15 protein-coding genes are annotated in these 13,910 nt (G+C 42.0%); 7 read left to right on the plus strand and 8 right to left on the minus strand.

Features of this window, described 5'->3' with window-relative positions; all coding sequences use genetic code 11:
• Positions 1-98 precede the first annotated feature (98 nt).
• The 3 genes from NO991_RS16710 to NO991_RS16720 are packed head-to-tail and all read left to right on the plus strand — an operon-like array spanning position 99 to position 2,453.
• Positions 99-1,250: a hypothetical protein gene (locus NO991_RS16710; RefSeq protein ID WP_138600254.1), complete on the plus strand. Its 1,152-nt coding sequence runs from the start codon at positions 99-101 to the stop codon at positions 1,248-1,250.
• A gap of 48 nt (positions 1,251-1,298) precedes the next feature.
• Positions 1,299-2,189 (plus strand): dienelactone hydrolase family protein, encoded by an 891-nt coding sequence (locus NO991_RS16715; protein ID WP_138600252.1) that lies wholly within the window; start codon positions 1,299-1,301, stop codon positions 2,187-2,189.
• Positions 2,190-2,237: 48 nt separating this feature from the next.
• A complete protein-coding gene (locus NO991_RS16720) occupies positions 2,238-2,453 on the plus strand; it encodes a hypothetical protein (protein ID WP_054554312.1) in 216 nt (71 codons plus the stop codon).
• 78 nt (positions 2,454-2,531) lie between these two features.
• Here the strand turns inward: NO991_RS16720 and NO991_RS16725 are convergent, their stop codons facing one another.
• The 7 genes from NO991_RS16725 to NO991_RS16755 all read right to left on the minus strand — a co-directional run bounded on the left by NO991_RS16725 (position 2,532) and on the right by NO991_RS16755 (position 10,354).
• Complete coding sequence (locus NO991_RS16725; protein WP_138600250.1) at positions 2,532-3,239, minus strand: TorF family putative porin; 708 nt, start codon at positions 3,237-3,239, stop codon at positions 2,532-2,534.
• A gap of 11 nt (positions 3,240-3,250) precedes the next feature.
• Entirely contained in the window at positions 3,251-4,468 is a 1,218-nt protein-coding gene (locus NO991_RS16730) for a choline transporter (protein ID WP_054554310.1), read from the minus strand.
• A gap of 129 nt (positions 4,469-4,597) precedes the next feature.
• Positions 4,598-6,268: a choline dehydrogenase gene (gene betA / locus NO991_RS16735; protein ID WP_300360250.1), complete on the minus strand. Its 1,671-nt coding sequence runs from the start codon at positions 6,266-6,268 to the stop codon at positions 4,598-4,600.
• Entirely contained in the window at positions 6,268-7,731 is a 1,464-nt protein-coding gene (gene betB, locus NO991_RS16740) for a betaine-aldehyde dehydrogenase (protein ID WP_166341810.1), read from the minus strand. Before betB ends, betA begins: the two co-directional genes overlap by 1 nt.
• Before the next feature lies 1 nt (position 7,732).
• Positions 7,733-8,323 carry a transcriptional regulator BetI gene (gene betI / locus NO991_RS16745; RefSeq protein WP_054554307.1) on the minus strand — a complete coding sequence of 197 codons (591 nt, stop codon included), beginning with the start codon at positions 8,321-8,323 and terminating at the stop codon, positions 7,733-7,735.
• Positions 8,324-8,616: 293 nt separating this feature from the next.
• Positions 8,617-9,084 carry a nuclear transport factor 2 family protein gene (locus NO991_RS16750; protein WP_054554306.1) on the minus strand — a complete coding sequence of 156 codons (468 nt, stop codon included), beginning with the start codon at positions 9,082-9,084 and terminating at the stop codon, positions 8,617-8,619.
• Positions 9,085-9,172: 88 nt separating this feature from the next.
• Positions 9,173-10,354, minus strand: a complete 1,182-nt coding sequence (locus tag NO991_RS16755; RefSeq protein ID WP_054554305.1) for an MFS transporter — start codon at positions 10,352-10,354, stop codon at positions 9,173-9,175.
• A 109-nt stretch (positions 10,355-10,463) separates the two neighbouring features.
• On the opposite strand from NO991_RS16755, the gene NO991_RS16760 reads away from it, so the two are divergent.
• Positions 10,464-11,351, plus strand: coding sequence for a LysR substrate-binding domain-containing protein (locus NO991_RS16760; RefSeq protein ID WP_166341814.1), 888 nt, complete (start codon positions 10,464-10,466; stop codon positions 11,349-11,351).
• Positions 11,352-11,451: 100 nt separating this feature from the next.
• Positions 11,452-12,543, plus strand: coding sequence for an alkene reductase (locus NO991_RS16765; protein ID WP_300360243.1), 1,092 nt, complete (start codon positions 11,452-11,454; stop codon positions 12,541-12,543).
• Between the two features lie 4 nt (positions 12,544-12,547).
• On the opposite strand, the gene NO991_RS16770 is transcribed toward NO991_RS16765, so the two are convergent.
• On the minus strand, positions 12,548-12,985 hold the full coding sequence (locus NO991_RS16770; RefSeq protein ID WP_300360241.1) for an acyltransferase: 438 nt from the start codon (positions 12,983-12,985) through the stop codon (positions 12,548-12,550).
• Between the two features lie 238 nt (positions 12,986-13,223).
• On the opposite strand from NO991_RS16770, the gene NO991_RS16775 reads away from it, so the two are divergent.
• Both NO991_RS16775 and NO991_RS16780 read left to right on the plus strand, forming a co-directional pair.
• Positions 13,224-13,598: a type II toxin-antitoxin system RelE/ParE family toxin gene (locus NO991_RS16775; RefSeq protein WP_235372634.1), complete on the plus strand. Its 375-nt coding sequence runs from the start codon at positions 13,224-13,226 to the stop codon at positions 13,596-13,598.
• Positions 13,591-13,893 (plus strand): DNA-binding transcriptional regulator, encoded by a 303-nt coding sequence (locus tag NO991_RS16780; protein ID WP_138600233.1) that lies wholly within the window; start codon positions 13,591-13,593, stop codon positions 13,891-13,893. Before NO991_RS16775 ends, NO991_RS16780 begins: the two co-directional genes overlap by 8 nt.
• The last annotated feature ends 17 nt before the right edge of the window (positions 13,894-13,910 follow it).

A 13,910-nucleotide genomic window follows, 5' to 3' on the forward strand; every position in this document is an offset into this window, starting at 1 on the left:
ATAGACAGTTAATCGGCAAAATAATTCAATCCTATTAGATTGCTTCAACGGCTATGAATAGTGTAGCGTGAAGAAGCGTATTAACTGTCGGGGGCGTTATGCTAACTAAACAACATATTATCAAGTATTTATCTCTTACAATACTGCTACTTCTTTGTTGGCTAGAGCATTATAACCATTTCATTATGCGCTTTATCGACAGCGCCCTTGTACAATCAACCCTAGTGTATGCTTCATCTCGTACAGTTAATGCTGCTATATCGCTATTGCAATCAGCCGAAGTGGGCATTGGTATTGCCAGTATTCAACCTGCACAACTACTCGACCCAGTAAATGACCTAGCTGAATACATGTCGGATGCTATGCGCCTTGCAATAGGCTCGTTATTTTTACAGCGCATTTTATACACCATTTCTTCTGGGGTTATTTTTAGTGGTATTTTTACTGTTTCGGTCGTCGCTTACTTTATTTGTGAATGGCGTAACTATTTACCTAACTTACGTCATAAGATTATGGCGAGCCTGATTTTAATTCGCTTTTTAGTGCCTGCGGTGGTGCTGACAACAGGCCTCGTCAGCCAGATATTCTTAGATGAGCAAATTAACCAGCAAAGTGAGCTGGTGAGCGAGAAAGTCGAGACAGTGAATAGCAGTGCAAATAATACCTCGGCCATATCTGCCAAGCTAAAGGCCGAGGTCGATAGTGAAAAACAAACCATCTTCGACAAGCTCTCGCTATTAAATGAGCAGCAGATTAAGAACCACCAGCAAGCGACAGAACTCAAAGTTAAGCTAACAGAGGTCGATAACCAAATAGAAGCGATTCAAGCAACTCGCAGCTTGTCTGAGCGACTGACCTTTACTGAGCTTGAACAAGCCAAGCCATTACTTGATAAAAAGCAGCAATTAACAGCGCAGTTTAATGCGGTACTGAACCAACAAAGACAGCTAAACCTAGATAAAGACGCCTTAAACGAACAACTAGAAAACTTAAATGCATCACTCAATCAAGACCAATCGTCGCAGGTGAGTAAAATTATCGATACCGTTAGCTCTGGCATTAGCAACATGGTGGCAGCCGTCGAAGACTTATTTATCGACTTTTTGAATATCTTGTCTCTACTGATTTTAAAGCTGTTATTAATGCCGCTAATTTTTTTATACCTATTTAACAAAGCCTTTAAGGCCATTTGGCAGCGCCGCTTTATGGATGTGGTAATACAAACAAAGCAACTGGCTGTTAATCGCTGATATTTCAGCTAAAGTTATAAACCTAACTCGTTTTTAAAGGATATAAGTATGACTGAGCAACGCCACAATCACATTCCCCAAGAAGCTTTCGATTGGTACGATGAATACGCCCATGGCTTGATGGACCGCCGTACCTTTATGAAAAAGCTAGGTGGCTTAGTCGCCCTTGGTTATTCAATGGCAATGCTAAGTAGCGCTTTACTGCCAAACTACGCATTAGCTGAGCAAGTGTCCTTTAATGACCCTGATATCAAAGCCAGCTATAAAACCTTTGACTCGTTTAAAGGTCACGGCGAAGGTAAAGGTTATTTAGTCGAACCTGCTAATTTAACGGGTAAGCACCCATTAGTGTTAGTGATCCACGAAAACAGAGGCTTAAACCCTTATATTAAAGATGTTGCTCGCCGCCTTGCCAAAGCTGGGTTTATTGCCTTTGCGCCCGATGCATTACACCCTCTTGGTGGCTATCCTGGTAATGACGATGAAGGCCGCGCCATACAGCGCTCTATGGATAAAGAAAAAATCCAACAAGACTTTATTGCCGCAGCTGAATACATAAAAAGACACCCAAATAGTAATGGCAAACTCGGTGCGGTAGGCTTTTGCTTTGGTGGTTATATGGTTAACTACCTAGCAGCCGTTGATAGCAAACTAATCAATGCGGGCGTGCCCTATTATGGCACTCCAGCCGTTAAAGAACTCAGACAAAATATCAAAGCCCCGCTACTTGTACACTTAGCTGAATTTGATAAACGCGTTAATGCAACGTGGCCAGAATACGAGAGCGACTTAAAAGCACATCAAGTGCCTTACACTATGCATATGTATGAACAGGCAAATCATGGTTTTCATAACGACTCTACCTCTCGTTATGATGAAAAACAGGCGGAGCTGTCATGGCAACGCACATTGGCGTTTTTCAATGAGCAATTGATTTAAACAGAGCAATTTCATACACTCTCGAAAAAATTTTAGGCTAGAAAAGAGATGGAATCGCAAGTTAGTTATCGCTTTGACTCACAGCAAACCGCCAATCGGTTTTTAAACAAGCTTAAGCATTGGTCAGTGGCTAAGGTCACTGCGAGTCTTTGCCAAGGTGGTTATGGCGTGAAAATACGTTACGAAGTCGATAATAGTGGCTTTGATTACACCCTTGCAGAGCTTGATGATTTAGCGATGCAACACGAAGGCGAAGAGATTTAATCCCCATATTCTAAGCATAAAAAAACGGCTAACCTTGGTTAGCCGTTTCATTTTTAAAGCCGTACTATAAAACGCTACTTATAAATCAAAGCTACGTGAAATAGACGCGACAATACGCTCGTCTGCGGTATCCCAGTCTAGGCTGGTATTTTCGCCAGCAAGCTCAAAATCAAAACCTGCAAAGCTTGTTTGATAGGCTAAACGATAATGGTTGTATGACTTGTCATTACCATCCCAAGCAAACTTATTGCCATCTAATGAGTTAGATACATCAAAACTGGCACGAATTGCATGATTTGGGGCAATTTCAAAGGTATGCGCAAGCATAGAAATTACATGTCCAGCATCGGTACCGAAGTAATCCCAAGCGTACCAAAAGTTAAGTTCTGTGAAACCCAGACTATTGGTGTAACCAAACTTTGCATAAGTCTCAAAATAATTACCGTCGCTTGAGTAATCTTCACCATGGTAAGAGTAATAAGCAATACCATAATCAACACTAAGGGCATCGTTTATCTCAACATAATTACCAAAATAAGCATCCCACTCAATGTCAGTACCTTCACCAAAATCTACATTTGAAGCCCAAGTACCTACATACATGCCTGAATCGGCAAAGGCGTAATCTAAACTACCTTGAATTGCAGGATCATTCTGAGTCTGGCTTACACCATTGAAGGTGTAATCTGATGCCAATGTAACCGTAGTCGATAAGTCAGCCATCGCTGATGTCGATAGTAATGCCAATGGCAACGCTGCTGCTAATACTGTTTGTCTTGTTGTCATGTTGGTTTCCCCTAGCTAACTGTTTCTATTTTTGTGTAATCTAATTTATTGTCTTTTGGTGAGCCTTCGATATTTTTCACTGTTTTTAACTTGCTGTAGCCAATAAACGCAGCACAGCCGAAAAATAATGCAATAACGAGCGCACCAACCCATTGGATCTGTAAAAAGTCGAACTTAAACAGCAGGGTTAACAATGAAAGCGCCACCACATTTAAGGCAATATAATTAAATTTACCTAAACGTTTCACCGTTAAGTTTAGGTTATCTGTGTATAAACGGATCAAAGAATCAAGAGAGTTGATCACAAACACCACACCAACAAACACCATAGCGATGTTTTTCAGGCCTGCTGTTGCAATACCCGCTTCATGGTATTGATACAAAACACTAAACCAGATAGCGATTGGAATAGACGGGAAAATCAACATAGCTGCCAGTACTTGGTAAGTTTTTAAACCACCCACAAAGCGCGAAGTAAATTGACCAATCATGATGCTCCAAGCAAACCACCAAAACAGGTAGAAGGCATGGTAATCATTTAGTGGTAATACAAACTCATTAATGTTGCCAAAGTAGCTGCCAATTAACGCAAGATTATCAACAAATGCTGATGTTTGTGCATCAGAACCCACAAAGGCACCGAACCACATAAATGCGATTAAAGCTATAAACAACCAAGTAGTAGAAATACTTAAAAAGCGTACATACTTAATGTCTGTGCTCGAATACACAGCAAAACAAATCGCTGCAAACACCATTAAGTAGAATGTCGGAATAATTGACTCACCATCACCAAGCGACGGCAAATACCAAGGTAAATTCGACAGCAGTAAAAATGCAGTAAATGCGCATGTACCAATAATAACGATGTTATTAATTAGTTTTACCCAAGCAATTTCAAAGAATTTTACTTTGGGTTCTATTACACAGAAATAAAAGCACGTAAGGAAATAAAATCCCCAGATCAAGAAGCCCCAAAAACCAAACTCGATGGCTAATGGATTGGCAAACGCATACTCTGGGCTTGCTTTTATGTCTGCATAACCTGCAAACTCTGTCAGTGGAAACATAATCAAGCCAACATCTAGGCCCGATGTAAATAAAATTGCAATGAACGTAAACGTTCTAACCGGTGTGACGCCAACACACCTTACCGTACCCCATTTAAATAAAATAACCGCAATTGCTAACAGGGTAAAAATGATGCCAGCACTAAGCCAAAAGGTCATAGTTACCCCCCCAAAATAAGTAATAATACTTCATTGTTTCTCCAGTTTTATTCCTCGCATTAACGCATCACAAACAACTCGTGATGCGCGCCACTGCAAGCCCCACAGCCGAAACTGCGGGTGGCCTTATTAGATCTCCGAACTACGCTGCGTTGATTGCCATTGTTTTTCCATAGCAACATCTGCAGTTGATGCCGATAACACAGGCTTACCTAAGATGTGGTCCGCCGCTTTTTCTGCCACCATAATGGTTGGCGCATTTAAATTACCGTTTGGAACGGTTGGGAAAATAGATGAATCTACAACCCGTAAACCTTCGATACCGTGTACTTGAGTTTGCGAGTTAACCACGGCCATCTCGTCTTCACCCATCTTGCACGAACATGACGGATGGTAAGCACTCTCAACCGCTTGACGAACAAACGCATCGATTTCTTCATCGCTTTGAACATCTTTACCGGGTTGAATTTCACCATCGCGATACTCATCAAACGCACCTTGTTCGATAATCTCGCGAGTTAGACGTACACAAGCTCTAAAGCCTTCAATGTCATCTTGATGCTGTAAGTAGTTAAATTGGATCTTAGGTGCAACCTGTGGATCCGCCGACTTAATCGTTACTGCACCACGGCTTTTTGGTTTGTTATGCCCAACATGAACTTGGAAACCATGACCATCAAAGGCACTTTTACCGTCATAACGAATTGCAGCTGGTAAAAAGTGATACTGAATATCTGGCCATTCAACACCCGGTTTTGAACGAATAAATGCACATGATTCAAAATGGTTCGTCGCCCCTAAACCTGAGCGATTTAATAACCAACGAGCACCAATTAGCCCTTTTGAAACAAGGCCTAATTTGCCGTTTAAAGTAATTGGTTGCTTACACTTATATTGGAAGTAAAACTCCAAGTGGTCTTGTAAGTTTTGGCCAACACCTGGTAAGTGGTGTTTAACCTCAACACCCGCTTCGCTCAGGATATCTTTATCACCAATACCTGATAATTGCAGAATATGCGGTGAACCAATTGGGCCCGCACTTAAAATAACGTCTTTTGCTGCAAATGCCTGCTGCTTAGAGCCAGACACTGAAAACTCAACACCAACGGCTTTTTTGCCTTCGAGCAATACTTTTTCAGCTAAAGCACCGGTGATTAGCGTTAGGTTTTTACGTGACTTAACTGGGTCTAAATACTCACGGCTAGCAGAGCTTCTTACGCCATCTTTAACTGTCATATGCATTGGCCCAAAACCTTCTTGCTGGGCTGCATTGTAGTCATCAGTTTGCGCATAACCTGCTTGTTGGCCCGCTTTGATAAAGGCTTTATAAAGCGGGTTAGCCATTTCATTACCGTTATTAACCCCTAATGGGCCGTTATCGCCACGGTAACTGTTACCACCTAAGTAGAATGATTCAGCACGTTTAAAGTACGGTAAGCATGCTTGGTAATCCCAGCCCTTAGCGCCGTGTTGCTGCCATTCATCAAAATCTTTGGCATGACCACGTACATACACCATGCCGTTAATCGATGATGAGCCACCTAACACCTTACCTCGTGGGCAGTGCATTTGACGGTTATCTAAATACGGCTCTGGCTCGGTATGAAATTGCCAAGCATATTTATCGGTATTCATTGGGATTGATAGCGCGGTAGGCATCTTTATAAAAATGCTTTTATCACTACCGCCCGTTTCAAGTAATAACACCTTATTAGAAGGGTCTGCTGATAGTCGGTTTGCCAACACGCAGCCTGCTGAGCCAGCACCGACTATGATGTAATCATAGTTCTGTGTACTCATTAAAATGGACTCTCTATATTGCTCATACCCACATAAATCGATTTAGTTTGGGTATAGTGATCTAAGGTTTCGATACCGTTTTCACGGCCGATTCCTGATTGCTTATAACCACCTACTGGCATTTCTGCAGGTGAATTACCATAGCTGTTTATCCAACAAATACCGGCTTGTAATTGATGGATCACGCGGTGTGCACGCTGAATATCTTTAGTGAACACGCCTGCGGCTAAGCCAAGGTGGGTATCGTTTGCACGCTGAATAACGTCATCTTCATCATCAAACACCAACACGCTCATTACCGGGCCAAAGATCTCTTCTTTAACTATGGTCATGTCGTCTTTACAGTCGACAAAAACGGTCGGTTCAACAAAGTAACCGTTTGGTGCAGATGCAGGTGACAGAGCCTTACCACCGGTTAGCAAGGTTGCGCCTTCTTGAATACCTTTATCGATATAGCCAAGTACAAGCTCTTGGTGTTTTTTAGAGATAAGCGCCCCTAAATTCACCTCCGGATCCATTGGGTCGCCAGCAATAATATTTTGCTCAGTGCGTGTTTTCAGCTCATCAATAAACTGCTGATAAACATTTTTATGCACATAAATGCGCGTACAGTTAGTGCAAATTTCGCCTTGCGTATAAAAATTACCTAACATTGCCGCACTAACAGCTTGTGATACATCGGCATCATCAAATACTAATAACGGTGACTTACCACCAAGCTCCATGGTCACATCTTTAAGTGAACCAGCAGCGCTTGCCATTACTTTTTTGCCTGTGCCTACTTCACCAGTGAAAGACACTTTTTCAATATTTGGGTTTGCTGTTAACCATTGCCCTACTTCAGCAGCGCCTTGCACAACGTTGAATACGCCAGCAGGTACACCCGCTTCGATGAAAATCTCTGCAAGTTTAATTGCACCAAGTGGTGTTTCTTCAGAAGGTTTGAAAATAACCGAATTACCCGCAGCCAGTGCTGGGCCTGATTTCCAACACGCAATTTGCAGTGGATAGTTCCATGCACCAATACCTGCACAAATACCTAAAGGCTCTTTACGTGTGTAGTAAAAGTCATTGCCAACCATTTGTTGCTGACCCACTTGTGCAGGCGCAAGACCAGCAAAATATTCGATAACATCGGCGCCTGTTTCAACATCGACACACTCGGCTTCTTGCCAAGGCTTCCCCGTATCAAGTACTTCTACTTTTGCCAGTTCATCGTTACGTTCGCGTAAGATTGCCACGGCTTTTAATAAAATACGGCTACGCTCAATTGGCGTCATTGCAGACCATGCTGCAAACCCTTGTTTTGCGCTTTCGATTGCCGCGTTTTGAATAAACTCATCAGCGATTTCAACGTGATAAATCACTTCATCCGTTGCAGGGTTCTTAACCGCAAAGGTATCGCCAGTTTGATTCTTTAAAAAATGGCCATTAATAAAATTTTCGTAAACAGGTGTGGTCATTTTAGGCTCCATACTGTTTTATCAGTGAACGAATGTAGTCTTTAGCTAATTGCTCACAATGTTCGAATTGATCTTGGTCTGACTTACTTAATACAGCTCTTAGCCATAAACCATCGATCATGGCTGCACTTAACTCAGCGGCTAAGTTGGCATCACTATCGCTCATTAACTGTTTGAATGAGCTTAATAAGTTACTAAATAAACGTTTACTATTTACGTTTTGTAAGCGATGCAACTGGGCGTCGTGCATTGAATGCGCCCAAAAGCTCAACCAAGTTTTGGTGTTATTGCTTTGCTGCTGAATGCGCGAAAAGTTTGCTTCAACGATAAACATTAATCGTTGCTCAGGGCTGGTCTGCGGCGTTACTTGGTTCATCAGAGCTTGCTTTAAGCTGGTCAATAAATAACGCACAGTAGCTTCAATTAAGCCCTGCTTACCACCAAAATAATGACTGATAATGCCAGACGATAAGCCCGCCTTTTTACTAATGCTATTTATGGTGGTGCCTTGCAAACCAAGCTCTGCAACCGACTCTATTGTGGCGTCAATTAACTGCTGACGACGAACAGGTTCCATTCCAACTTTCGGCATAATTTTTTATTGATTGAACGTTCAATTAAAATAAAGGTTAAGGTAATGAGCATGGCAATTCAAGGTTGACAAATTGTAAACAACCGCAAAGCTACACTCGTAAGTTAAGCTAACCCACTGTTCTTACGTTTATTATCCGAAATATAAAAAAGTTTTAAATTTATTCAAAATAAAGCCTAAAAAGTATGAATTTAGGCTGAAATACGGAAAAAAGAGAAAATTTATTGCAGGCGTATTTTTAATAAAAAAGCGCTTATAAAAGCGCTCATATTAGGCTAAAAGTTAAGCGAGGCTCATTCGTGGTATTTACGAATAACCGCTATCTTGCCATCTTCGATTTCGAGCACATCCATAATGGTTTGCGTGTATTCAATTTCTTGCTGGTTTTGCGGGTGTATACCTTTAGCATGATGGGTATAACGCAAGGCAATGGCAGAATCATTAAAAATAAAGGTATCGAGTAAGTTTGCTTGGTATTCAGTGTGTGCCCCAAGATAAAAAGTCATGCCTTTACGCATCATCGCTTTGCCATCTGGCTCTCTTGAATCATCTGTTTGATAAGGTAAATGTTGATTTGCTACATCATCAGTTAATAAAGCTAAAAAAGCTTCTAGCTCTTTGTTGGTAGCATTAGGTGCTTGTGTTGCAACCATGGTATTAAAGTACTGCTGTGCTAATGCTGTGAGCTCTGGGTTAGCTTGCTTTGCTTGGCTAGTAAATGTGCTTAACAGGCAAATAGCTAGAAAATAAAGGTGCTTCATCGTTATTCCTTGTGGTTTTAGTTATTGACTAATAATCAAACTACGCACCTAAAATAACGACAAAGCCCCGAACTATCAATATATTAGTTTAAGCTGTTTGTGGCCTTGGGGTCTCGCGTTTATCTAAATAACCGCTGTATCGTGTTGCAATTAACGCCGCTAGACTAATGATAGCACCAATCCAAGCAGTGTCTTGCAATGAGTAGTTTTCAACGACAACACCACCTAACACTGAGCCCAGCGCAATACCGATATTAAACGCTGCAATGTTTAACCCTGAGGCAACATCGACAGCATTCGGTGTGAACTTTTCGGCAAGTTTAACCACATAGACTTGCAGCCCAGGCACATTACCAAACGCAAATGCCCCCCATACAAGTATGGTCAGTACCGCAGCGACTTTAGATTGCATGGTAAAGGTCAGCACTAACAGCACAATACTCAAAGCACTAAAGATAATGGTCAGCGCACTAATCGGGCCTTTTTTATCAGCTAACTTACCGCCGTAGATATTGCCAACAGCAACCGATACCCCATATACCAGCATAATTAAGCTAATGGTGGCTGATGCAAATCCAGTTTGCTGCTCTAAAATTGGCGCTAAATAGGTAAAGGCAGTAAATGTGCCGCCATAACCAAGTATGGTCATCAAGTACACCAGTAAAAGCCTAGGTTGCACCATTACTTTTAGCTGCTCACTCAAAGTAGCTGGTTTACTTTGCTTTAAGTTGCTCGGAATTAAAAACGCGCTACCGATCAGTGCAATTAATCCCAGTAAAGACACCACTAAAAAGGTCGCTCGCCAGCCAAAGTGCTGACCAATCCACGTTCCTAATGGCACACCGGTTACTAATGCAACCGTTAAACCGGTAAACATAATCGCAATGGCACTAGCTTCTTTATCTTTACTGACAAGCCCAGTAGCGATGGTTGAACCAATTGAGAAAAACACCCCATGGGCAAGGCCTGTTAGAATCCTTGCGGTGATCAAGCTACCATAACTAGGTGCTTGCCAAGCCAGTAAATTACCGATTACAAATAGGCTCATTAAGCTAAGTAATACATGTTTTCGATTCCAGCGTCCGGTAAGCGCAGTTAATACTGGCGCCCCCACCGCAACCCCTAATGCGTACAAGCTAACAAGTAGCCCGGCACTCGGTAACGAAACCGCTAAATCATCAGCGATGGTTGGCACTAAGCCGACAATCACAAACTCAGTGGTGCCTATGGCAAACGCACTGAGAGTTAATGCAAGTAATGCTATTGGCATCACATATCCTCTATTAATTTTGAAAGTGCAGCTATTGTGGCTAAAATTAAATTTGCAAAAAATAGCAGTAGTGACAAAATACTTTTGTCAAAAATGAAAAGGTAAAACCATGAGCGTGATCTCCAACACCCAAGATTTAGAAGCATTTATTAGCGTGGTTGATACCGGCGGCTTCTCAAGTGCAGCCAATGCCTTAGATGAGCAAGTAGCAAAAATATCACGGGCGGTAACTCGGCTTGAAAAATCATTAAACGTTACCTTATTCAACCGCACCACAAGACGTATTGAGCTGACCGAAGAAGGTCAGTTATTTTTAGGCTATGCTAGAGAAGCACTCAGTCAGCTAGCACAAGGCGAAGAGGCCTTAAAGCTTCTACACTGCGCCCCTTCAGGAAAATTAAGAGTCGATGCCGCAAGTCCTTTTGTGTTTCACCAATTAGCACCACATTTAAAAGCCTTTAACCAAGCTTATCCTGACATAAAACTTGAGATCACCAGCCACGACAACATTATCGATTTGCTTGAGCATAAAACCGATATTGCTATTCGTATTGGCGAACTTGCTGACTCAAACTTGCATGCGCGCACTTTGGGAGTTAGTAAGTTACAGCTCGTTGCCAGCCCTGATTATTTAAAAGCGGCACCGCCATTAAATGAGCTAACCGATTTAGCCTCGCACCAGCTTATTGGTTTTACCGATGCGCCGCATTTAAATCACTGGCCGCTGACCACGCCTTTAGATCTTAAATTTTCAATCAGTGCATCAAGTGGTGAAACTGTGCGCCAGCTTTGTATTCAAGGTCATGGCATTTCCTTGTTGTCGGAATTTATGATCAACGAAGATTTAAAAGCAGGCCGTTTAGTTAAAGTGCTCGAAGGCGAAGTACTGAGCCCTAATCGTCGCGAAAAAGTGCATGCGGTGTATTATCAAAACAGCGGTGTGTCATCACGAGTATTAGCGTTTTTAGACTTTATAGCACCCAGGTTAACGCTGTAGTTTTTTTGCACTTTTAACAAAAGTGTTTTGTGATTACCGGCATTAATTTCATAAATAATTTTCGTTATGCTGAAAGCATATTCGCTTTCAAGGAGCCGTAATGAACAAATTATTCGATACTATACAACTTGCCGGTCATACTTTAAAAAACCGTATTGTCATGCCACCGATGACTCGCTCTCGCTCATCACAACCAGGTGATATCGCCAATGAATTAATGGCCGACTACTATGCACAACGTGCCAGTGCTGGCTTAATTATTAGCGAAGGTACACAAATATCAGCCCTAGGTAAGGGTTATGCTTGGACACCGGGTATTTACACTGCCGAGCAAATTGCCGGCTGGAAAAAAGTAACCGACAAAGTTCATCAAGCTGGTGGCATTATGTTCGCTCAGCTTTGGCATGTTGGCCGCGTATCTCACCCAAGTAACACAGGTGGCGAGCAACCAATTGCGCCATCTGCGATTGCAGCTAAAGACGTAAAAGTTTTTATTGATGAAGATGACAAACCCGACTTTGTTGCCACTGCACAGCCACGCGCAATGAGCCATGACGACATCAAACAGGTTATAAGCGAATATCGCCAAGCTGCCCGTAATGCAGTTGATGCAGGGTTTGATGGTATTGAACTTCACGCTGCCAATGGTTACTTAATTAATCAATTTATTGATTCAGAGTCGAACCAACGCACTGATGAATACGGCGGCAGTTTAGAAAACCGCTTACGCTTTTTACAACAAGTGACACAAGCGGTATGTGATGAAATTGGCGCTGAGCGAGTTGGCGTACGCCTTGCTCCACTCACAACCCTCAATGGGACGGTCGATGATAACCCGTTTGAAACCTATATTGGCGCAGCAAAAGTACTCAATGACCTTAACGTTGCTTACCTGCACATTGCCGAAGCTGATTGGGATGATGCACCTTTAATGGAGCAAAGTTTTAAGCAAGCGCTACGTGAAAACTATGCTGGATTAATGATTTATGCGGGCAAATACACTGGCGATAAAGCAGAGCAAGCATTAGCCGCAGGCTGGGCTGATTTAATTGGTTTTGGTCGCCCGTTTGTTGCCAACCCAGATCTGCCAGCGCGCATTGAACAAGGCATTGAACTGGCTCAGCATGATCCAGATACCCTATTTGGAGGCGTTGCTAAAGGCTACACTGACTACCCTTTAGCAACGCAGTAACGCACTAAAAAAAGTGGCTCGTCAACCAATAGCTCAATACAATAAAGCTGATGTTGGCGAGCGCTCTTAACCACCAAGGAGCAGAGCTAAACTGGAGTTGGCTGTACTTGCTTACTAATACCAAAGCGCCCATCACAGTAAACCAAGGAGTAAAAAAGAATAGTGGCTTTAACTTCACTAAACTCACCGCTAAATCGTGCAACGCACCACTGACGGCAAAAGTAACAACAAGGGCACACCAAACCGGCATAATGTCATTGCAAGGCTTCATGACATACCGAGATAAGTAATAGCTCCACACCGGATTCCAATATCGCCAAAATAAATAAAACGAGCTAGCACCCAGCGAGCGTGTCAGCATATTGCGCAGCGAATCTTTATGCCCTAGGGGCACACCTGTGCGTTTTTTAACGTATTGAGCAAGGGAAATAGCTGCAGACACTGGCTTTCTCTTTTTACTAATGACTCAATTAGACTACTAAACAGCCAATAAAAGAGAAACCAAAACAGGGTTAGAAATTGTAACGGTTTATTTTATTCGTATTGGTTTTGCGCAGATAGATAGCTGGTAATCACCCATTACCTCTGCTATCAACATTAGAGGGACACCAATGAAAACCTCATTATCATTGATTGGCTACTGAGTGAAACATTGAAAGTGTACCCTAATGGAGTATACTATGATTTATAAAACAAAGGATTTTGTTTCGCGCACGAAAAAAGAAAGTTTGTCTGATATTGATTTAATAAACGCTTGCATAGAGATGTCAGCAGGCCTTTTCGATGCAGACCTAGGTGGTAATGTTTATAAAAAGCGCGTAGCCATGGGCAGTAAAGGAAAAAGAGCTGATTACAGAACTATCGTCGGAGCTGTAATTGGTGATAAATATTTCTTTCTCTATGCGTTTGCTAAAAACGCTAGAGCTAATATAAATGCTAAAGAAAAGTTAGCATTAAAAGAGTTAGCAAAAGAGTTTATTCGATTTTCCCAAAGTGAACTTGAACAACTAGTCGATGATGGCGAACTTTTAATTGTAGGTGATGATCATGAGTGACATATTAAAGTCAGTTCACAAAACAGTGAGTGGATTAAAAAAGTCAGGAGTTATAGACAAAACGACGATGCGTAAATTTGACGCATTATGCCTTACAAGTGTTCATGAATTTACCCCCGAACAAGTTCGTAATTTAAGACTGAAATACAATCTCTCACAACCGGTTTTTGCTCAATACTTAAATGTCAGTGACAAGTTAGTTAAAAAATGGGAGCAAGGTGATAGCTCACCAAGAGGAGCAGCATTGAAAATGCTCACTCTGGCAGAGCAAAAAGGGTTAGAAGTAATCGCTTAAGCCTAATCCAAAGCGCT

It is taken from the genome of Pseudoalteromonas sp. DY56-GL22 (assembly GCF_041414715.1).
Lineage (GTDB): Bacteria > Pseudomonadota > Gammaproteobacteria > Enterobacterales > Alteromonadaceae > Pseudoalteromonas > Pseudoalteromonas simplex.